General features: G+C 60.6%; 18 protein-coding genes. 8 read left to right on the top strand and 10 right to left on the bottom strand.

Annotation, left to right across the window (positions count from 1 at the left end):
* The first annotated feature begins 149 nt into the window (after window positions 1–149).
* Together AB4O09_RS22050 and AB4O09_RS22045 are read left to right on the top strand one after the other, a co-directional pair.
* On the top strand, window positions 150–1,040 hold the full coding sequence (locus tag AB4O09_RS22050) for an ATP-binding protein (protein WP_003199422.1): 891 nt from the start codon (window positions 150–152) through the stop codon (window positions 1,038–1,040).
* On the top strand, window positions 1,037–1,519 hold the full coding sequence (locus AB4O09_RS22045; RefSeq protein WP_003199423.1) for a GAF domain-containing protein: 483 nt from the start codon (window positions 1,037–1,039) through the stop codon (window positions 1,517–1,519). Before AB4O09_RS22050 ends, AB4O09_RS22045 begins: the two co-directional genes overlap by 4 nt.
* Here the strand turns inward: AB4O09_RS22045 and AB4O09_RS22040 are convergent, their stop codons facing one another.
* The 7 genes from AB4O09_RS22040 to AB4O09_RS22010 form a co-directional block, all read right to left on the bottom strand.
* Window positions 1,520–4,468, bottom strand: a complete 2,949-nt coding sequence (locus tag AB4O09_RS22040; RefSeq protein WP_414880713.1) for an HD domain-containing phosphohydrolase — start codon at window positions 4,466–4,468, stop codon at window positions 1,520–1,522.
* Window positions 4,469–4,584: 116 nt separating this feature from the next.
* The gene (locus AB4O09_RS22035) at window positions 4,585–8,205 is read right to left on the bottom strand and encodes a transporter substrate-binding domain-containing protein (protein WP_028237703.1); all 3,621 of its coding nucleotides are present in this window, start codon (window positions 8,203–8,205) and stop codon (window positions 4,585–4,587) included.
* A gap of 10 nt (window positions 8,206–8,215) precedes the next feature.
* Window positions 8,216–8,842 carry a response regulator transcription factor gene (locus AB4O09_RS22030; protein ID WP_003199430.1) on the bottom strand — a complete coding sequence of 209 codons (627 nt, stop codon included), beginning with the start codon at window positions 8,840–8,842 and terminating at the stop codon, window positions 8,216–8,218.
* Between the two features lie 460 nt (window positions 8,843–9,302).
* Window positions 9,303–10,631, bottom strand: a complete 1,329-nt coding sequence (locus tag AB4O09_RS22025; RefSeq protein ID WP_003199435.1) for a deoxyguanosinetriphosphate triphosphohydrolase — start codon at window positions 10,629–10,631, stop codon at window positions 9,303–9,305.
* Window positions 10,632–10,831: 200 nt separating this feature from the next.
* On the bottom strand, window positions 10,832–11,167 hold the full coding sequence (locus AB4O09_RS22020) for a hypothetical protein (RefSeq protein ID WP_003199437.1): 336 nt from the start codon (window positions 11,165–11,167) through the stop codon (window positions 10,832–10,834).
* On the bottom strand, window positions 11,164–11,553 hold the full coding sequence (locus AB4O09_RS22015) for a phage holin family protein (RefSeq protein WP_038857362.1): 390 nt from the start codon (window positions 11,551–11,553) through the stop codon (window positions 11,164–11,166). The genes AB4O09_RS22020 and AB4O09_RS22015 overlap by 4 nt, the downstream gene beginning before the upstream one ends.
* A gap of 2 nt (window positions 11,554–11,555) precedes the next feature.
* Window positions 11,556–11,870 carry an ElaB/YgaM/YqjD family protein gene (locus AB4O09_RS22010; RefSeq protein ID WP_003199441.1) on the bottom strand — a complete coding sequence of 105 codons (315 nt, stop codon included), beginning with the start codon at window positions 11,868–11,870 and terminating at the stop codon, window positions 11,556–11,558.
* Between the two features lie 339 nt (window positions 11,871–12,209).
* Here AB4O09_RS22010 and AB4O09_RS22005 point away from each other — a divergent pair, with 339 nt between their 5' ends.
* Window positions 12,210–13,418, top strand: a complete 1,209-nt coding sequence (locus tag AB4O09_RS22005; protein WP_003199444.1) for an ammonium transporter — start codon at window positions 12,210–12,212, stop codon at window positions 13,416–13,418.
* An 8-nt stretch (window positions 13,419–13,426) separates the two neighbouring features.
* Here AB4O09_RS22005 and AB4O09_RS22000 read toward each other — a convergent pair whose 3' ends face one another.
* Entirely contained in the window at window positions 13,427–15,139 is a 1,713-nt protein-coding gene (locus AB4O09_RS22000) for a cation:proton antiporter (protein ID WP_003199447.1), read from the bottom strand.
* 189 nt (window positions 15,140–15,328) lie between these two features.
* Here AB4O09_RS22000 and AB4O09_RS21995 point away from each other — a divergent pair, with 189 nt between their 5' ends.
* From AB4O09_RS21995 to AB4O09_RS21985, 3 genes are all read left to right on the top strand, one after another.
* Window positions 15,329–15,568 (top strand): glutaredoxin family protein, encoded by a 240-nt coding sequence (locus tag AB4O09_RS21995; protein ID WP_003199449.1) that lies wholly within the window; start codon window positions 15,329–15,331, stop codon window positions 15,566–15,568.
* A 93-nt stretch (window positions 15,569–15,661) separates the two neighbouring features.
* Window positions 15,662–15,982: a hypothetical protein gene (locus AB4O09_RS21990; RefSeq protein ID WP_003199451.1), complete on the top strand. Its 321-nt coding sequence runs from the start codon at window positions 15,662–15,664 to the stop codon at window positions 15,980–15,982.
* A 71-nt stretch (window positions 15,983–16,053) separates the two neighbouring features.
* Window positions 16,054–16,944, top strand: a complete 891-nt coding sequence (locus AB4O09_RS21985; protein ID WP_013692591.1) for a pseudouridine synthase — start codon at window positions 16,054–16,056, stop codon at window positions 16,942–16,944.
* Window positions 16,945–17,084: 140 nt separating this feature from the next.
* On the opposite strand, the gene AB4O09_RS21980 is transcribed toward AB4O09_RS21985, so the two are convergent.
* Window positions 17,085–17,306 (bottom strand): YgdI/YgdR family lipoprotein, encoded by a 222-nt coding sequence (locus AB4O09_RS21980; RefSeq protein WP_003199454.1) that lies wholly within the window; start codon window positions 17,304–17,306, stop codon window positions 17,085–17,087.
* Between the two features lie 75 nt (window positions 17,307–17,381).
* Complete coding sequence (gene mobA, locus AB4O09_RS21975; RefSeq protein ID WP_003199456.1) at window positions 17,382–17,984, bottom strand: molybdenum cofactor guanylyltransferase MobA; 603 nt, start codon at window positions 17,982–17,984, stop codon at window positions 17,382–17,384.
* A 78-nt stretch (window positions 17,985–18,062) separates the two neighbouring features.
* Here mobA and moaB point away from each other — a divergent pair, with 78 nt between their 5' ends.
* Window positions 18,063–18,602, top strand: coding sequence for a molybdenum cofactor biosynthesis protein B (gene moaB, locus AB4O09_RS21970; RefSeq protein WP_003199458.1), 540 nt, complete (start codon window positions 18,063–18,065; stop codon window positions 18,600–18,602).
* Between the two features lie 22 nt (window positions 18,603–18,624).
* The gene (locus AB4O09_RS21965) at window positions 18,625–19,812 is read left to right on the top strand and encodes a molybdopterin molybdotransferase MoeA (RefSeq protein ID WP_161796646.1); all 1,188 of its coding nucleotides are present in this window, start codon (window positions 18,625–18,627) and stop codon (window positions 19,810–19,812) included.
* The last annotated feature ends 10 nt before the right edge of the window (window positions 19,813–19,822 follow it).

Raw genomic sequence — 19,822 nt, 5'->3', positions numbered from 1 at the left:
CTTACGTTTCCCTTCGCCGGTCAAGCATAGCTGATCATCTCTGAAATCCGGTGCAGCCGGTGTGTATTGTGTGAAGTAGACCCGCCATTGGATACGGCGTTTCGTAGCTCGAGCGCCATCATTACTGTGAACCTGTCCGAGGAGAAGACGTGGACTCGCGATTGAATGCTTTTCTTGAGCGTGCCGATGCCGTGCTGGCCCGGATCGAACCTTTGCTGCCGGCGCCCCGGCCCACCATCGATTGGACCCAGACCCTGGCTGCCCGCTGGCAGCGTGACGGCCGTAGCGGCTACCTGCTGCCGCTGCAGGTCAGCCTCGACATGCGCCTGTCGGACCTGATCGGCGTGGACCGCCAGGTCGAACAACTGGGCCGTAACACCCGGCAGTTCATCGATGGCATGCCCGCCAACCATGCCTTGCTCTGGGGCTCGCGTGGCACCGGCAAATCGTCCCTGGTACGCGCCTTGTTGGCTGAACATGCCCCGCATGGCTTGCGCTTGATCGAGATCGAACGCGATCACCTGGCCGATTTGCCTCGGGTGGTCGAGCAGGTTGCGAAACTGCCCCAGCGCTTCGTGTTGTTCTGCGATGACTTGTCGTTCGAATCCGGTGAAGGCGATTACCGCGTGCTCAAGAGCGTGTTGGATGGATCCCTGGAGCAGGCGCCGGACAACGTGCTGCTGTATGCCACCTCCAACCGTCGTCACCTGGTGCCGGAAAAGGAAAGCGACAACGAGAATTGGAAACGGGTCGACGGCGAACTTCACCCCAGTGAAGCGGTAGAGGACAAGATCGCCTTGTCCGACCGCTTTGGCCTGTGGCTGTCGTTTTATCCGTTTACCCAGGAGCATTTCCTCAACGTGGTGGAGCACTGGATCGGCGAACTGGCGGCCAAGGCCGGGCTGGCCTGGCAGCGCGACGAAGCGCTGGATGTGCTGGCGGTGCGCTGGGCAACCGGTCGCGGCAACCGCAACGGACGTTGCGCCTATCAGTTTGCCCGTTATTGGGTAGGCCTGAAATTGTTGGAGCACAAGGCATGATCGATTTGAAGGACACCGGAGTCGGCCTTGACGGCTACGCGTTGTTATCGGCACAGCTGGAATCCTTGCTGGCCGATGAGCGTGACTTCATTGCCAACGCCGCGCAGTTCTCGGCTTTCCTGTCCAGTCAGCTGGATGATCTGAACTGGGCTGGTTTCTACCTCAATCGCAACGAAGAGTTGGTCCTGGGACCGTTCCAGGGCCAGATCGCCTGCGTGCGGATCCCCTTTGGCCGCGGCGTGTGCGGTACGGCGGCCGCGACCCGGCAGACCCAGCGCGTCGAAGACGTCCATGCCTTCGCCGGGCACATCGCCTGCGACAGCGCGTCGAACAGCGAGCTGGTAGTGCCGCTGGTCAAGGACGGGCGCCTGATCGGCGTGCTCGACCTGGACAGTCCGAAACCGGCGCGTTTTACCGAACATGATCAAGCCGGCATCGAGCAGTTGGCCGCGATATTCCTGCGCCTGACGGATTGCTGATCATACCTTCAACCCTGCCTTGACCAGCAGGCTGTGGGGATCGACTTCATCGATCTGGTGCGGGGCGAGGAACTGGTTGGCGTAGTTCTCGTAGATTTTTTCTTTGATGAACAACCCGAACAGCTCGGGATCGATATGGGCGTCACGGCACATGGTAGCCATGATGCCCAGGGCCTCGCTCAGTTTCTTCGCTTTCTTGTAGGGGCGGTCGGCTGCCGTCAGCGCTTCGAAAATGTCGGCAATGGCCATCATGCGTGCCGGCAGGCTCATCTCTTCACGTTTGAGGCGCTTGGGATAACCGCTGCCATCCATTTTCTCGTGATGACCGCCAGCGATCTCCGCGACATTGTCCAGGTGACTGGGGAAGGGCAGCTGACTGAGCATCATGATCGTCTGCACCATGTGATGGTTGATGACGTAGCGTTCCTCGCGGGTCAGCGTGCCTCGCGTGATGCTCAGGTTGTAGAGCTCGCCGCGGTTGTATTTCCAGGCCGGTACGTCGAGCTGGAAACCCCACGGGTTGTCCGCCGGGATCAGTTCGGCTTCGTGGTGTTCGAGCAGGTGCTCGGGCTTGTCTGCCAACAGCGGCTCAGTGACCGGTAGCGACGGCTTGGGTGTGCGATTCTGGCGTCGGTGCTCTTCCCAGGAAACCCCAAGGCGATCGTCGAGGGTCCGGGTCCATGGGCGTTGGGCAATCTGTTGCAAGCGTTGCAGATCGGCCTCGGCCATGGCTTCGCAGCCCAGGTTGCAGCGGGCGACGAAGGTAAAGTCGTCATCCAGGGCCGTCAATGTCGCGTCGCGCTGCTGTGCCAGGGATGACGGCTCGCCGCCGCTTGCCACGGCCTGCCAGTAATCGACCCAGGCGTCGCGCTTGAGCACTTCGAAGCGAGTGCGTATCTCGTGGATCCGGTCGTTCAGGGTTTCCAGCTTGGTGGCCTTGTCGACCACGTATTCGGGGGTGGTGACCTTGCCGCAATCGTGCAGCCAGGCGGCGATGTGCAGGGCTTCCCATTCATCCTCCGTTGGCCGGTAGGCGTCGAATGCCGGTGCCTGGCTGGCAGCGGCCGCCTGGGCGAGCATCAGGGTCAGGACCGGCACCCGCTGGCAATGGCCGCCGGTGTAGGGGCTCTTGGCATCAATCGCGCCGGCCAGCAATTGGATGAAGGCGTCCAGCAACTGCTTTTGCCTGTCTTGCAGGCGCTGGCCCTCGATGCTCACGGCGGCGGCACCGGACACGGCCTGCAGGAAGGCGATGCGGTCGGGCTGCAGTTTTTCCAGGTCGGCTTCGGTGCCGCTGTCTGTGATCAACAGTACCAATACGCCGACGGTTTCCTGGTGTCGATTGCGCAGGCGAATACCGATCAGATGGACCCGCGGCGAGTCCAGTGCCTGCAGGACGCTCTGCAGATCGGCCGCCTGTTCGAAGCCCAGGGAGGCCACGAGGTTGTCCGAGGTGGCCAGTTGCTGGAGCCATTGCGGACTGTCGCCAGCCTGTAGTTCATGACTGCGCAGCTTGAAGGCGTCGAGGTCCCTGGGTGTTCCATTGATTATCAGCCCATACGGCTTGACCCGGTTTTCGTCGTTCTCGCGCAAATAGATCAGGCCGGCCTGGGCCTGGCCGATTTTCACGGTTTCAAATAACACCCGTTCCAGCAACGGGGCGAAGCGGGTTTCGGCGCGCAGGCTGGCGGTGATTTCAAAGAAACTCGCCAGGGTCTCTTTCATGCGCGCCATTGATACGCCCAACTGATCGACTTCCAGCACCGGGGAGCGACGGGACACTGGGTAGTTGAAGTCAAAGCTGCGAATGGCATCGGCCTCCTGCACCAGGTCGCCCAAGGGCTTGACCAGGATCCGGGACGTCAGCCAGCCCAGAGGCAGGCACAGCAGCAGGGTGGCGAGGGTGATGAGCGCGCCTTGCCAGCGCATGCGATAGGCATTGTCCAGCAGCTCATCTTCAGGGACCAGCAGCGCCAGTTCCAGGCCCTGGGGCCCACCTTCCTGCATGTGGCTGCGAGAAACGATCCACTGGCGTCCGGCCGCTTCCAGGCGCGTGGTGTCGGTGTTGTCGTCGAGCGCGGCGGCGATAGCCGGACTGAGGTCGCGGGCCTTGGTCAGGCGTGCCGACTGGGCGTCGGCGAGCAGCCGGCTGCTGTCGGGATAACCCACTGCGTTGCCCGTGGGATCGAGCAGGACGACTTCGGTGCCGGTGGTCACCTTATGCTTGGCCAGGGTCTGGGACAGGGCCGCCAGGGTCAGGTCGGCGCCGATGACCGCCTGCTCGCCACTGCGCCGGGCAAGGGTGGTGCCGACGTTATGGGTGGAGAAAAAAACGTAGGGCTCGGTGGTGATCTGCTCGGTGCTGCCGGCGGCGCTGCGAAACCAGCTGCGGCTGCGGGGGTCGTAGGTTTCGTCGGCAATGTCCCGGCGTCCGATGAGCGTCAGCGTCTCGTCGTAGAACAGCGACTGGGAATGAACCGGGCCTTGCTCGGTTGTCCGCTCCACCGTCCAGACCTGGTAGGCCGCGTCGGTCGGTGCCTGCAGGGCGGCTTTCAGGGCCGCGGTGCGCAATGGCCGGACCATCAGGAAGTTGCCCTGATGATCGCCCAGGTACAACGACGCCAGGTTCGGGTTGTCCCGCAGTGCCTGACTGAAGGGCACGAGCAGGTCCAGGCGCTGCGCCATCTGGGGCGTGCGCGTCGCTGGATAGTCGGCCAGCAGGCTCAACAGGTGACGGATGGGTTCGTAGGTGTCGTACAGATCCAGGCGCACATCCTGTTCAATACGGTTGAACAGCTTTTCACTGCTGGACAGGATGATTTGCGTGGTTTGCCGGTAATTGAAAATCCCCAGCACCACCCCGGTCAGCAACAGAAGCAGGGTAAACATCACGCTGATATGAACGTGCAGGGGGAACCGGCGTTTTTCCGGACGCGGTGCGCTGGGCATTGCAGTCACTCCAAGTGTCAGGGGGCGTTCTCGATGGGTATTCCCGCGTGCAGGGGAAACCGCTCGAGAACCCCCCAGGTACGCACTGCTGAGCGAATAGCATAGTAAACGCTGGATTATTTTGCCTTGGCGATCTCCGTTTCGAGGGCCTGCTCCAGTTCGCTCATGGCGCGGTCGAGGGCGTCGATGCAGTCGCTGATTCGCCCAGGTGCTTGCGGCTGATGACAAGCGCGCTCCAACGCCTCGCACCGCTGGATCAGCGAGGTCGCCTGGACGATGCGGGCGACGCCTTTTATCTTGTGCGCCATTTCGCTCAGCGCTTGCCGGTTTGCGCCGCGGGCGACGTCGAGCAACTCCTGGCGGTCCGAGCGGCTGCTGCTGAGCAATTCGGCCAACAGGCGCCGGTTGGACGAAGGGTCGCCGCCAGTCAACGCCTGCAGGCTTTGTACGCTGAAAACCGCTGGGCGGCCGGTGGGTTTGACCGCGTTGATCCATTGGCTCAACGCGCTCAGGCTGATCGGCTTGAACAGGCAGTCGTCCATCCCAGCGTCCTGGCAGCGCTGTTTTTCCTCCGGTTGGGCATTGGCAGTGAACCCCAGGAGGGTGCAGGGTGGCCGTTGCTGCTCGGATTCAGCGCGACGAACCGACCGGGCCAGTTCATAGCCGCTCATGATGGGCATGTTGCAATCGGCTATGACCAGATCGAAATGTTTCTTTTGCCAGACCTCGAGTCCGTGGGCACCATCATGGGCGACCTGATAGTGATGGCCCAGGTATTCCAATTGCTGCGACATCAGCAGGCGGTTGGCGGGATGATCGTCCACGATCAGGACGTTCAGGGGGGCCAGGGCCGTTTCGATGACCGGCTCAGGTGGGGGGCGAACCGGGGCTGTCGACAGGACGGTCAGTTGCAGGCGTACCTGGACCTGGGTGCCGGTGCCGGGTTGGCTGTTCATGTGCAGGCTGCCACCCATCATCTGGCACAAGTTGCGACTGATCACCAGCCCCAACCCCGCGCCGTTGCGGGCCATCCGGCTGGTGTTATCGACCTGGGCAAAAGGTTCGAACAAACGTTGCAGGTCCGCCGGGCCAATACCGATGCCGCTGTCGTTGACCTCCAGGTGCATCTGCAGAGCGTCGTCCCGGTCGGTTGGCGACAGCCGGACCTTGATCACTACCTGGCCCTGCTCGGTAAATTTGAGGGCATTGCTGATCAGGTTCGACAGCACCTGTTTGAACCGCAACGGGTCCATCAACACGTCAGGGCTGCCCTCGGCAGCGTCGAACTGCAGGGACAGCGCCAGGTTTTTCTGCCGGGCCACGCCCTCGAATACTCGTATGACCGATTGCAGCAGGGCCCTGAGATTGACGCGTTCGGGGGCCAGGCTCAAATGGCCGGATTCGATACGGGCGATGTCCAGGATGTCGCCTATCAGTTCGAGCATGCCGGAGGCCGATTCGTACGCGACTTCGATGGTCGAGCGATCCACGTGGCCTTTGTCGGCGTGTTTCAGGGCCAGTTCAAGCATGCCGATCACCGCGTTCATGGGGGTGCGGATTTCATGGCTCATGGTTGCCAGGAACGTGCTTTTGGCGCGGTTCGCGTCGTCGGCCCGTTGCTTGGACGCGCGCAGTTCCTCGAACAGCTGGCGCCGCTCACTGATGTCGATCCAGCCGCCGATGATGCCTTGCACTTCGGCGGCGGAGTTTCGGTAGGGGAGGATCCAGTGGTAGATCGTCAGTTGCCTGTCCCCGATGTGCAGGGGCCGATCCACGATCAGGGCGGTGCCTTCGGCCATGACGCGTTGGTAGTCCGCCTGGTACTCCTGCGCTTCGAAGGCGTTGCTCATGGAACCTGGCATCAGGTTCTTGCCGATGACGTCTTCGCGTTTGACGTCGAACGTTTGCAGGTAGCTGTCGTTGCAGCTTTGCAGGATGCCGTTGCGATCTCTCACGTAGATGGGGTGAGGGGTGCCGTTGAGCAGCGAATGCATGAATTCGAGCTGATCATTGAGGGCCAGTTCCGCCCGTTGACGCTGCCTGATCTGGCGCTGCATGTAGGCATTCCACGCCAGGGAAAACAGCAGCAACAGGCCAATGCCCGCGCCGACCTGGAGGAACAGGCGGTTGTAGGTGCGCCAGGTGTGTTCCGAGGGCGAGACGTAACCGCGCCAGCGGTTGTTGATGACGCCAAGTTCGTCGGGGTCGATGCTGGTCAGGGCCTTGTCGAGGATGGCGTTCAACTCTGTGGCGTTTTTTACCGTGGCCAGCGCGAACATGGCCTGTTGGGTGCCCACCGTGCTGCTGATTTGCAACCTGTCGCGCCATGCATAGGAGGAGATGAAGTAGTTGGCCATCACTTGCGAGTTCACGCTGCCGTCGACCTGGCCATGGGCGAGCATTTCCACGGCGCGCAAGGGGCCGTCCGTTTCGATGATTTGAATGTTCGGGTACTGGCTGCGTAGCCATTCAATGACCGGATTGCCTTTGGCGATTGCCAGGCTGGCGTGGCCGAACTGATCGAGTGTCGTGGGCGTGTCGGACTGTTTGCGGGTCAGCAGGACGAACGAACTGTCGACGTAGGGGCGGCTGAACTTCAACTGGAGTTGTCGTTCGCTGCTGGGCAAAAGTGCGGCAATCATGTCGGCTTGATCGTTGAGGACCGCAGCGATCATTTCGCTGTCGTTCTGGCGGCGCTGGATGTCCAGGCGCAGGCCGGTGCGCAGCCGAATCAGTTCCAGCAGGTCGGCACTGATGCCGCGAAAGTCCCCATCCGCATCGAAGAAGGTGAAGGGCGCGGAGGTTTCGTTCACCACCACCCGTACCACCGGATGCCTCGCCAGCCAGCGTTGCTCGCGGTCGGTCAGTTGTATCCTGTGGTCCGTGAGGTACAGGTCGCTGCCTGCACTCCAGCGCTTGGAGATGGCGGCTTGCTCGGCAATGGAGACCTGGTTCAGCGTAGCGTTGATGACCTCCAACAAACGGGTGTCGTTACGTCGTACGGCAAAACCGAACCCGTGGGATTCATGTTTGCCGAAGCTGGCCATGCGGATATTGCTCAAATAGCCCTTGTTGATCATGTAGTGGGTGGAGAGGGTATCGCCGAGAAATACATCGGCCTGACCGAAGGCGACGGCATTGATGGCGTTCTGGTAGGACGGGTAGGTGGTAATGAGTGCCTTGGGGTAGAGTTTTTCAATTTCCCGTAGCGGCAGGTAGTGATAGACCATGCTCAGCCGCAACCCCTCGAGATCGTCAGTCAGGGATCGGCTTTCATTCGTTCGGGTGACGAGAACGGGTTGGTCCACTGCATACGGTGTCGACAGTACAATGTCGGGGTTGCGCGCCTCGAAACCGTTGGCGGTGCCAAGCATATCGATTTGCCCATCCTTGAGTGCGGCCATGGCCGCCTCGCGGGAGTCGAAGCGCAGGACGCTCATGGGCAGGCCAGTGGCCTTGGCGATGATGTCGGCGTAATCGGCCGTCAGGCCTTCGTAGTCGCGTCCGCTGGTGGAGAGATCGAAGGGCGGGTAGTCCGGGGCTGAAGTTCCCAGGACCAGCGCTTGCCGATCCTGTAGCCAGGCGCGGTGAACATCATCCAGCTTGACCTCGGTATGGGCCATGGACGAGTGGCCCAGCAGGGTATATTGCTCGGGCGCATTCGCCGCCGCCGCGAGCATTCCTGTATATAACGCCGCACTGATCAGCAGGAGACATTCGGTTATGCGTCTGAGCATCCTGTTTTTCTCACACCAGCGCGTTGCGCTTCGCCATTTCAATCAGATCGACCAAGGACTTGACCTTGAGCTTCTGCATCAGCCGCTTCTTATAAGTACTGACGGTCTTATTGCTTAGAAACATTCCCTTGGCTATTTCCTTGTTGGTACGACCCTGGGCAAAAAGTTGCAGCACCATCAGTTCTCGATCATTGACACTTTTGAAAAGGTCCAGCTCGATACTGCGTGGATCATCCGGGCGTACCGGATTCAGCGCCTGGCTGGGAAAATAGTTATAGCCGGACAATACTGCTTTGATTGCGCTGACAAGTTCGCTGAGGTCTTCCTGTTTACAAACGTAACCAGAGGCACCCGACTGCATGCATCGAATGCCGAAAAGTGTCGGCGACTGGGCCGTGAGCACCAGCGTCTTGAGAGGAGTGGTCATGGCGTTGAAGCGCGAGAGGATTTCCAGCCCGTCGAGTTTGGGGATGCTGATGTCCAGGATAACCAGGTCTGGCATGCATTCGCGCACCATTTGCATCGCATCGACGCCGTTGTCAGTTTCACCTACGACCTTATAGCCTTCATGCTCCAGAAGCATGCGAACAGCGAGGCGGATGACCGGATGATCGTCGACAATGAAAACGGAGTTCATGAATAAATTACCCTGCGAACTTGAATAAAGCGCGCACCTTAGCCCACTTACAACCGGGGTCGTACGAAGAGACGGGCATGCAACTTCAATTTCAGAAGTTTCCTACAAAAAAAGAGGCAACGTATTACGATGTAATCGGTTTTTTAGTAGGCGGGTGGCAACAGGAGGGGGAAGAGTTGGCTGTGTGTGAAGGGATATTTCTTTGATAGTGTTGTTTGTGCAAACAAAAGAAGCGTTTTAATCGAGATTTTTTGTAAGCCATATAGTTATTTATCTACTTCAAACTCCTTGTGGCGCAGCGCTACAAAATTCACATTCACCGCCAATCCCTGTGGGAGCGAGCTTGCTCGCGATGACGGTGGCACATCCTGCATTGATGCGCACAGATCCACTGCCATCGCGAGCAAGCTCGCTCCCACAGGTTTTGTACCAGGTGCAGCACACCGTCGATCCAGGCCTTTTATTGGCGCGTGCGGCCGGTCATTTCCTGGGCCATTTCGCTGGCGTAGCTGTCAGTCATCCCGGCGATGAAATCGATCATTCGCAGGAAAGCGCTATGCAAAGGGCCATTGGGGTCCGGCGCGTTGTTCCCCAGCAGGTCGAGAATGCGGCGATTCTTGAACGAAGGCGTGCGGCCCCCGTGCTGTTCAAGGGCCGCTCCGCAAAATCCGTTGAGCAGGATTTCCAGCGTGGTGTAGGCGCCGATTTCGTGCAGGGTCTTGCGCTTGTCCTGGAAAATTTTCCGGCGCGCCATGTCCTTGGCATTCAACACGCAGCGTTTTGCCGGGCCGTGCATATGCTCCACCAGATCCCCGGGCAATGTGCCGGCAAGCAATGCTTCCTGCTGTTCGACAAAAGCCCGGGCGGCGGCGTTGGTCAGGTGTTCGATGGCCTTGCCTCGCAGGATCGCCAGTTTGCGTCGCCGCGAGTCCAACGGCCCCAACTGCCGGTAGGTGTCCGGAAGATCGTCGCCCACCAGGTCCAGGAGCAGCGATTCCACCTGGGGGTATTCCAGGAGATCCATCTCCACGCCGTCTTCCAGGTCGATCAGCGCGTAGCAGATGTCATCGGCGGCTTCCATCAGGTACACCAAGGGATGCCGTGCCCAGCGTTGATCCTCGATCTGTGGCAAGCCGAGCTTGTGGGCAATCTGCTCCAACAGCGGCAGTTCGCTCTGGTAGCAACCGAACTTGTGCTTCTTGTAGCCCAGCGAGTCCGCGTGGCGGGCAGTCCAGGGGTATTTCAAATAGGTGCCGAGGGTGGCATAGGTCAGCCGCGTTCCTCCGTCGAACTGATGGTATTCAAGTTGAGTGAGGACGCGGAATCCTTGGGCGTTGCCTTCGAAGTTGAGGAAGTCGTTGCGCTCGGCTTCGCTCATTGCATCGAGCCAACCACGGCCGGCGGCCTGCTGGAACCAATAGCGGATAGCATCCTCGCCGGAGTGACCGAACGGCGGGTTGCCAATGTCGTGGGCCAGGCAGGCCGATTGCACCACCATGCCCAGGTCGCTTGGCTCGCACCAGTCAGGCAGGGCATTGCGGATGGTTTCTCCCACGCGCATGCCCAGGGAGCGCCCGACGCAGCTGACTTCCAGGGAATGGGTCAGGCGCGTATGGATGTGGTCGTTGCTGGAGACCGGATGCACTTGTGTCTTGCGTCCGAGGCGGCGGAAGGCGCCGGAAAAGATGATGCGATCGTGGTCCTTGTGGAAAGGACTGCGGCCCAGCTCTTGCGGACTGTGCAGCGGTTTTCCGAGGCGTTCGCGAGTCAGCAGGGTGTGCCAATCCAAGGCCGGTTGCTCCGTTTGATGATGTCGGTGTCCTAGCTTCCCGGTTCGTGGGCTGCCCTGCAAGGCCTATGGGCGTGCACAGACCGGATACATAACCCTGTGGCGAGGGAGCTTGCTCCCGCTTGAGTGCGAAGCACTCACGGAAATAGGCCTATATCGCAGTCCAGCGGGAGCAAGCTCCCTCGCCACGGATGTCGTCCTCAGGGCTTGCGCAAGTCCTTGGCCAGCTTGACCAACGGCAGCAATGTCGTTGCCAGGCGGATCAGGCCAGTCAAGCCACCGCCACCGCCATTGCGGGTCCGTTTGCCGGTGATGAAACCGAGCAGGGACACCGCCGCCACGCCCCACAGTGGCGCGTGCTTGATGCCGAAGCCTTCGTGCCAGCTTTGCGTCAAGCCGCGCACCCGTTGCAAGGGCTGCAGCAACTGGCGCGTTTCCTGACGGATTTCCTGGCGATGCATTTCCATCCGCAGACGCACCAGCGCCTTGCGCATTTCCTGTCGTGTCCGGGCTTGAGGAATATCAGGCAGGCTCATGGCAACAGGCGCTCCCGGTCATTGGCCAGTTCTTCGAGGGTGGCATGGAAAGGAGAGGACTCGTCGTAGATCGCTGCCTTGAGCCGGAGCCCGCAGAACAGCGCCGCCAGCAGATAAAACAGGCACAGGCCGATAATGCCGGCCAGACGATAGGTGTCCCATACCAGGATCAGTACCAGTGCTGAAAGCCCGACCAACAGCAGCAGGCCGAACACCAGCGCAAGGCCGGCGAACAGCAGGAGGCTGACGGTGCGTGCCTTCTGTTCCTGCAACTCCATGCCGAACAATTCGACGTGGCTATGCAGCAAGCCAAGGAACGCCGCACCCAGGCGGCGTGCTGTAGATTGTGTGCCCGCTTCGGACGAGCCGGATTCGTCGATGCCCATCATCAGCGCCGTGTCGCCAGCAGACCAATCAGAAAGCCAACGCCTGCCGCAATGCCCACGGATTGCCAAGGGTTGGCCTGTACGTATTCCTCGGTGGCGACCACCGCAGCCTGGCCGCGTTCGCGCATGGAGTCTTCCGTCAGCTTGAGCGTTTCGCGGGCGCGCAGGAGGGTTTCGTGAATCTGGCTGCGCAGTGCATCGGCTTGATCGCCTGCCAGCGTCGCGGTGTGATCGAGCAACCGTTCCGTGTCGCTGACCAGCGTCTGGAAATCTTCCATCAGGGTTTCTTGAGCAGTCTTTGCCTGGGTTCTGGCCATCAGTGAATCTCCGTAAGTGACGTCTGAAACGTTCGAGTATGAGCCTTGCTGGAAGGTTCAGTACAAGTGACTGGTACAACTTTTGCTCAGGCTTTTGCCATGTACTGGTGCATCAGCCTGCGCCAGTGCGCTGAAGCTGGGCGAAAGCCCGAAAAACCTTAACCCAAATAATCAAAACCCGCGAAGCACCTCCAAGCGGGATTTCGTTTTGACCATTCTTGCGCACCAAAGCGGTTCACCGGCCTGCGTCTGGCCAATGGGTCGTTTCAACTTGGTGCGTTCGCAAGGCAAGCGAACCGGTTTGGTGCTTTTTTCAACTTTTTCAGGTCTGCCAATACCATGGAAAATATGCAAAGTGCCGTGGACGGTCTGGTCCACAGCTCCAACACGCTGTTCATCCTGCTCGGCGCAGTCATGGTCCTGGCCATGCATGCGGGCTTTGCGTTTCTTGAAGTGGGAACGGTCCGGCAAAAGAACCAGGTCAATGCGCTGTCGAAAATCCTCAGCGATTTCGCGGTCTCGACCCTGGCCTATTTCTTTATAGGCTATTGGATTGCCTACGGTGTGACCTTCCTGCAACCGGCGGCGGTGCTCAGCACCGATCATGGCTATAGCCTGGTGAAGTTCTTCTTCCTGCTGACCTTTGCCGCCGCGATCCCGGCCATCATTTCCGGCGGTATTGCCGAACGTGCCCGGTTCGTACCGCAGTTGTGCGCCACGGTGCTGATCGTGGCGTTTGTCTATCCGTTTTTCGAAGGCATGGTCTGGAACGGCAATTTTGGCTTGCAGGCCTGGCTGCAAGCCCGGTTCGGCGCCAGCTTCCATGACTTCGCCGGCTCCGTGGTGGTGCATGCCATGGGCGGCTGGCTGGCGTTGGCTGCCGTGCTCTTGCTCGGCCCGCGTAACGGCCGCTACCGGGATGGCCGCCTGGTGGCGTTTGCGCCTTCGAGCATTCCTTTCCTGGCCCTGGGTTCGTGGATCCTGATTGTCGGCTGGTTCGGTTTCAACGTGATGAGTGCCCAGACCTTGCCCGGGGTGAGCGGGTTGGTGGCAGTCAATTCGTTGATGGCCATGGTGGGCGGTACCGTGGCGGCCTTGATTGTCGGGCGCAATGACCCAGGCTTCCTGCACAACGGCCCGCTGGCCGGTTTGGTGGCGGTCTGTGCCGGTTCCGACCTGATGCACCCGGTCGGTGCGCTGGTCACGGGGGCCATTGCCGGTGCCTTGTTTGTCTGGTGCTTCACCGCGGCCCAGGGCAAGTGGAAGATCGACGATGTGCTCGGCGTCTGGCCGCTGCATGGGCTGTGCGGGGTCTGGGGCGGCATCGCTTGTGGCGTCTTTGGCCAGAGCGCCCTGGGCGGCCTGGGTGGGGTCAGCCTGGTCAGCCAATTGATCGGCACGGCGCTGGGAATTGTCGTCGCCCTGGCCGGCGGGTTTGCGGTCTATGGCGTGATCAAGGCCGTGCTGGGGCTGCGCCTGACCCAGGAAGAAGAGTATTACGGCGCCGACCTGTCGATTCACAAGATCGGCGCGGTCAGCCAGGACTGAGCGTCGCACTATGGCTCCTTGTCCTGGTTGCCGGGATAAAAGCCGTGGAGCAGGCGATAGCGGTCATGACGAACCTGATCCACATGATGCCGGACCTGCTGCTCGGGCAGGCCGAGCATGATCAGGGCGTGGGAGGCCAGCATCAGGCTCGACTCCAGCAGCTCCGGGACCACTTCGCTGGCCCCGGCAGCCTGCAGCTCGGCCAGTTGGCTGTCGTCACGGGTGCGCACCAGGATCGGTACCTGGTGGTTGACCTGTCGGGCCGCCTTGAGCACGGTGATGGCGATGTCGGTCTTGTCCACTGCGATCACCAGCAACCTGGCGCGGCTCAAGCCAACGGCCGCAAGCAGGTCTCCTCGTCGCGAATCCCCATAATGCACGCAGTTTTCCCCGACGGTGGCTTCCTGGATGATCACTGGGTCGTCATCCAGGGCGACGAACGCCTGGCCTTCGCGACGCAGGAACCGTCCGATGGATTGACCGACGCGCCCATAGCCGCAAATGACCACATGGCCCGACAAGCCGGCATTGAGTGCGCTGATCTGGTCCAGTTGCGCCTCTTCGTTGGGTTTGCGATGCAGGCGCGCGGCGATGCGTGGCGCGGCGCGCAGCAACAGCGGGGTCAGTAGCATCGAGCAGAATGTCGCGGCCAGCAGCAGGCCGCTGATGTCGGCGGGCATGAGGCGGTTCTGCTGCATCAGGGCCATCAGGGCAAAGCAGAATTCACCGCCCTGGGCCAGCGCCAGGCCACTGCGCCAGGCGGTTTCAACGTCGCTGCCGCGCCATTTCACCAGGACGGCGACCACAAGGCCCTTGATGAGCATCAAGCCGAGGGTCAACCCCAGGATCAACAAGCCGTCATCGAGGAACAGCTGCAGGTCGATCAGCATGCCGATGCTGACGAAGAACAGCCCCAGCAGGATGTCGCGGAACGGACGAATGTCGGCTTCGATCTGGTGCCGGTAGTGGCTTTCCCCCAGCAGCATGCCCGCCAGGAAAGCGCCCAGGGCCGGCGACAAGCCGAGCAGGTGGGTCAGCCATGCCGTCAGCAACACGATCACCAGAGCCAGTAGCACGAACAGTTCTGCGGACCGGGACGCCGCCACCTCATGGAACAGCCGGGGCAACAGCAGCCGGCTGGCCAGCAGCAGGCCGCCGAACAGAACCAGGGTCTTGCCCAGGGTCAAGGGCAGCGCCCAGTACCACGGGTGGTCGCTGCTGCCCGCGAATACCGGCACCAGGGTCAACAACAGCACCGCGACAACGTCCTGGAACAACAACACGCCGATGGCGTTCTGGCCGTGGCTGCTGAAGATCTCTCCCAGGCTGGTCAATTCCTTGCTGACGATGGCAGTGGAGGACAAGGCCAGTCCTGCGCCGAGCAACAATGCGACGATCACAGGCGCGCCGGCCAACGCCAGCAATCCCGCCAGGACCGCCCCCGAGCACAGCACCTGCAGGCTGCCGAGACCGAACACGACCCGACGCAGTTCGAGCATTTTCGACAGGGAAAACTCCAGCCCCAACGAGAACAGCAGGAACACCACCCCGAGCTCGGCCAGGTCAGGCAGTTCTTCGCTGTCGTTGACCCAGTCCAGCGCGGTAGGCCCGACCGCCAGCCCGACGCAGAGATAACCCAGCACGGGTGGCAGGCGCAGCCGCCTGAACAAGGCGATGACCACCAGGGACGAGGCAAGGATGATCAGCAGGTTGGCAAACAAGGGGAACTCCGTTTCAAGGCTACAACGCACAGCGTAGAGGGGAAAATGCGACAAGCGTCGCTGGAAAAGCATTGGCGCTCAGTGATTTGCATCAGCGTTTTACCGAAACACCTTGAAGCGAGCCAGCGACTCGACGGTTTCCCGGGTCGGGCCTAGAATGACCGTCTATCTTTTTTGGGTCTACCCGCCATGCTTCCTGAATGCCAGTTGTTCGGCACCCTGGGGTGTCATCTATGCGAAGTTGCCGAAGGGGTGTTGATGCCTTTCGTCGAACATGGATTGTTGGTGGAACTGGTGGACATCGCCGAGAACGAGGCCTGGTTCGAAGCCTATGAGTTACGCATCCCGGTCCTGCGCAGGATCGATACCGGGGCGGAGCTGGAGTGGCCTTTCGATGACTCCGGCCGGGTGGCTGAATTTCTGCGTTGACCCATTTCCTGGCTTGCCTTCACGCGAGGCCATTGGCGAAAGTCGCATTCTTCGGTTACTGTATGCTTATACAGTTATCTGGAGTGCATCCCCTTGGTCAATGTCGAACAACTGAAAAGCAGCGTGAACAGGATGTCCGCGGACGTTGTGCGCGAGGCAGTCCTGGAGCTGCGCCTGGATGGCTTGGTTACCGAAGGCAAGACCCCCTTCAATAAACTGCATTTCAACACCTGTTTCGCCGAGATTGAAGCGTTGTTCCAGCGTGCGGGCTATCACAAACAGTTGGATGTGGTGGGTTACCAGGGCCTGTTGTACGCGCTGTACGATCCAGGTCGCTGGGAGGCGGTGGAAGTGCTGCGCTGGTTGAAAGAGTTCACCGAAGCGGCGGCAAAATCGACGTCAGTCACCGCGTGAGCAATCATTGCTGGGCTGGCCTGTGCGACTGTCGGATAATACCGCCTCGCAACAATGCCTAAGAGTTTTCAATGTCCGGTTCATCGTTTTCCGCCGCTCATCATCAGGCCAGTACGCTGTACCTGCCGCCCGGTTCCTGGCAGACGGTGCTGGAGTGCCTGTGCGAGCATTTCAGTGCCATCAGTCGCGAACAGTGGCTGGACCGGATCGCTCGGGGCCGGGTATTGGACGGGGAGGGCAAGGCCATCCAGGTCGACTTGCCCTACCGTGAGGGCCTGCGCATCCACTATTTCCGTGAAGTGCCCGATGAGAAGCCGATCCCGGTGGTGGAGTCGATCCTGTATGCCGACGAGCACCTGGTGGTGGCAGACAAACCGCATTTTCTGCCTGTCACCCCGGCGGGCGAATACGTCGAGCAAACCTTGTTGCGACGGCTGATCCGGCGGCTGGACAATCCTCATCTGGTGCCCCTGCACCGCATCGACCGGCACACGGCCGGGCTGGTGTTGTTCTCGGCCAACCCGAACACCCGCTCGGCGTATCAGTCGTTATTCCCGACGCGGCAGATCGAGAAGCGCTACCAGGCCATTGCCCGCGCATTGCCTGGGCTGACCTTTCCGCGGGTGCATAAAAGCCGGATGATCGATGGCGAACCGTTCTTCCGAATGCAGGAAGGGCCCGGCGAGCCCAATACCGAAACGGCCATCGAAGTGCTGGAAAGGAACGGCGAGTTGTGGCGCTATGGCTTGTATCCGGTTACGGGTAAGAAGCATCAGTTGCGGGTTCACATGAATGCCCTTGGGGCGGGGATCTGCAATGATCCGTTTTATCCTGATGTGCTTCGGGATGTTGAGGATGATTACTCGAATCCTTTGAAGCTGCTGGCTCAAGGGTTGCGTTTTGTTGATCCGGTTACTGGTCAGGACCGGGTGTTCGAGAGTGATATTGTGTTGCGGTGGTAGTTTTTTGTTCGGGGTATGGTGTGTATGTCCGTTACCAAAAAAAACGGATATACGCCCAAAACCAAGCCCAAAAAAAAACGGCGCTCCCCTCTTCAGGAAGCGCCGTTTTTTCTAACGACTTAGGGCAGCAGCGTTACAGATTACAAATCCTTAACGGTACGAACCTGATCTTTGTTCACGCGAGTCTGCTTGCCATCCAGTTGCTCGAATTCGTAGAAGCCGCTTTCTTCATCGTAATGTGGGGTATCGACGGCCTGGATTTCGCGACCGTCATTCAAGGTGATCACTGTTGGCGAAGCGCACCCGGCAAGGGTGGCGAGGCCCAGAGCGAGCATGAACGTGGCGAGGGTCCGTTGTGTCATGGTGTTTCTCCGAAATGGATTCTTCAAGTTACTGACCTTCAGACGTATACATTGCGCGCAAGTTCCTGGCTAGTGTCAATCTGACACGCCTTTGTGTTGGGCCAGCAGTTCCGGGGTGTTCAGATTTGCCAGCCGCGGATCGTCGGCAGGGCATTGCAATGCAACCGCGTGCAGTGCGCGCATGATACGACCGGGGCTGCGTTCGCCTTCGCGCCAGGCTTGTTCGAAGCTTGATGCCAGGAACAACGGGATGACACACAACAGCGGCTCCCAATGCTCGCCGTGCCGCACCATCAGCGGCTTGTCGGGGTGCTGGCTGGCCGTCTTGCGCATGTTGTCGAGCAGGCTCGAGTCGATTTGCGGTACGTCGCACGGCAGCACCAGCAAATACGGATGCTTCGCAGCCTTGAGGCCTGCCCGGATACCTGCCAGTGGCCCGGGAAAGTCGCCTTCCTCGTCATGCACCAACTGATCGGCATACATCGCATAATGTTGCGGGTTGCGGTTGCAGGAGATGATCAGGTCATCGCTCATGGCCCGGGTCTGGCGATGCAGATGGGCAATCAGCGGTTCGCCCTGCCACGGCACCAGGCCTTTGTCCTGGCCGCCCATGCGTTGTCCGCGCCCGCCCGCCAAGAGCAGGATGGAGCAGGGTGGCAGTGACGTATTCGAGGTCATGGCGTGTCTCCGCACGGGCGAAAAAATGAAGCGCTGTGATATAACACCGGGCTGTTTCCTTCACAACTGGACTAGCCTATGAAAGCCAAGGCTGATGTACCTTTCGTGCCGCTCAATATCGCGGTACTGACTGTCAGTGATACCCGTACCCTGGAAACCGATACGTCCGGGCAGCTCTTCGTCGATCGGCTCACGGCGGCCGGCCACAACCTGGCGGAGCGGGTCCTGCTCAAAGATGATTTGTACAAGATCCGGGCGCAAGTCGCGACCTGGATTGCCGAGGACGTGGTGCAGGTGGTGCTGATCACCGGCGGCACCGGTTTCACGGGGCGAGACAGCACGCCGGAAGCCGTCACGTGCCTGCTGGACAAGCAGGTCGATGGCTTTGGCGAGTTGTTCCGACAGATATCCGTGGCCGACATCGGCACTTCCACCGTGCAGTCCCGCGCGCTGGCAGGCCTGGCCAATGGCACGCTGGTGTGTTGCCTGCCGGGTTCGACCAACGCGGTGCGTACCGGATGGGATGGCATCCTGGGCGAACAACTGGATGTGCGGCATCGGCCGTGCAACTTCGTGGCTCATTTGAAACAGGCAGCGCCTTGTGAATCTCGCGGGTAAACCGGGCAAGGCCGGCGCCTTGATGGCCGTTGAGGTCGCGTTGGAGCGACTGCTCGAGATGGCCGCGGCCACGCCGATCGTCCAGCGCGAGCATTTGCCTTTGGCCGCGGCGCTAGGGCGAGTGCTCGCCGAGGATCTGGTGTCGACCCTTGATTTGCCGCCATGGCCCAACAGCGCCATGGACGGTTATGCCTTGCGGCTGGCTGACTGGAACGGCGAGCCGTTGAAGGTCAGCCAGCGGATTTTTGCCGGGCAGGCCCCGGAGCCGCTGGCCGTTGGCACGTGCGCGCGGATCTTCACCGGGGCGCCAGTCCCTGCTGGCGCCGATTGCGTCGAGATGCAGGAAAATGCCGTGGTTGAAGACGACCAGCGGGTGCGGTTTACCGAGTCCATGGTCGGCGGACAGAACATTCGCCCCCAGGGGCAGGAAACCACCGTCGGCGAGCAGGTTCTCTCTGCCGGTACTCGCCTGGGGCCGATCGAGCTGGGGCTTGCGGCCTCCTTGGGCTGTGCATCGCTGGACGTGGTGCGCAAAGTCCGCGTCGCAGTCCTGTCCACGGGGGATGAGTTGGTCGAACCCGGTCAGGCGTTGGGCCCAGGCCAGATCTATAACAGCAACCGCGTGCTGCTGTGTGGCTGGCTGCAACGCATGGGTTGTGAAGTGATTGACGCGGGTATCCTGCCCGACGATTTATCGGCCACCCGCGAGCGCCTGGCACAGTTGTCTGATGTCGATCTGATCCTGTCCACCGGTGGAGTATCGGTAGGGGAGGCGGACTTCCTGGGCATCGCCTTGCGCGAGGACGGCGAGCTGGCGCTATGGAAACTCGCCATCAAGCCGGGTAAGCCGCTGACGTTCGGGCATTACCGTGGCGTGCCGGTCATAGGCCTGCCTGGAAACCCTGCCTCGACCCTTGTGACTTTCGCACTGCTGGCGCGGCCCTACCTGTTAAGACGCCAGGGCGTTCTGTCGGTGGCGCCGCTCAAGTTCAAGGTGCCGGCCGGTTTCGCCTGGCCGAAGGCAGGCAGTCGACGAGAATACTTGCGAGGCCGCATGGAGAATGGTCGAGCGATCATCTACCGCAATCAAAGCTCGGGTGTCCTGCGCAGCGCCGCCTGGGCCGAAGGGTTGGTCGAAGTGCTCGAGGGACGGACGCTGGTGGAGGGCGATGAAGTGGGCTTCATTCCCTTGAGCGAAGTCCTGGGCTAACACTGTGGCA

This window comes from Pseudomonas sp. H1_F01 (assembly GCF_054681425.1).
The sequence above is the reverse complement of the archived record's forward strand: the minus strand, read 5'-3'. Positions and strand labels throughout refer to the sequence as shown.

Bases quoted from the DNA above. Each gene is read 5' to 3' on its own strand.
- AB4O09_RS21985 (WP_013692591.1), top strand. From the start codon at position 16,054: ATGTCCGGTTCATCGTTTTCCGCCGCTCATCATCAGGCCAGTACGCTG.
- AB4O09_RS21980 (WP_003199454.1), bottom strand. From the start codon at position 17,306: ATGACACAACGGACCCTCGCCACGTTCATGCTCGCTCTGGGCCTCGCC.
- mobA (WP_003199456.1), bottom strand. From the start codon at position 17,984: ATGACCTCGAATACGTCACTGCCACCCTGCTCCATCCTGCTCTTGGCG.
- AB4O09_RS21995 (WP_003199449.1), top strand. From the start codon at position 15,329: ATGCTTCCTGAATGCCAGTTGTTCGGCACCCTGGGGTGTCATCTATGC.
- AB4O09_RS22035 (WP_028237703.1), bottom strand. From the start codon at position 8,205: ATGCTCAGACGCATAACCGAATGTCTCCTGCTGATCAGTGCGGCGTTA.
- AB4O09_RS22040 (WP_414880713.1), bottom strand. From the start codon at position 4,468: ATGCCCAGCGCACCGCGTCCGGAAAAACGCCGGTTCCCCCTGCACGTT.
- AB4O09_RS22030 (WP_003199430.1), bottom strand. From the start codon at position 8,842: ATGAACTCCGTTTTCATTGTCGACGATCATCCGGTCATCCGCCTCGCT.
- AB4O09_RS22005 (WP_003199444.1), top strand. From the start codon at position 12,210: ATGGAAAATATGCAAAGTGCCGTGGACGGTCTGGTCCACAGCTCCAAC.
- moaB (WP_003199458.1), top strand. From the start codon at position 18,063: ATGAAAGCCAAGGCTGATGTACCTTTCGTGCCGCTCAATATCGCGGTA.
- AB4O09_RS22015 (WP_038857362.1), bottom strand. From the start codon at position 11,553: ATGGGCATCGACGAATCCGGCTCGTCCGAAGCGGGCACACAATCTACA.
- AB4O09_RS22010 (WP_003199441.1), bottom strand. From the start codon at position 11,870: ATGGCCAGAACCCAGGCAAAGACTGCTCAAGAAACCCTGATGGAAGAT.
- AB4O09_RS21965 (WP_161796646.1), top strand. From the start codon at position 18,625: ATGGCCGTTGAGGTCGCGTTGGAGCGACTGCTCGAGATGGCCGCGGCC.
- AB4O09_RS22020 (WP_003199437.1), bottom strand. From the start codon at position 11,167: ATGAGCCTGCCTGATATTCCTCAAGCCCGGACACGACAGGAAATGCGC.
- AB4O09_RS22045 (WP_003199423.1), top strand. From the start codon at position 1,037: ATGATCGATTTGAAGGACACCGGAGTCGGCCTTGACGGCTACGCGTTG.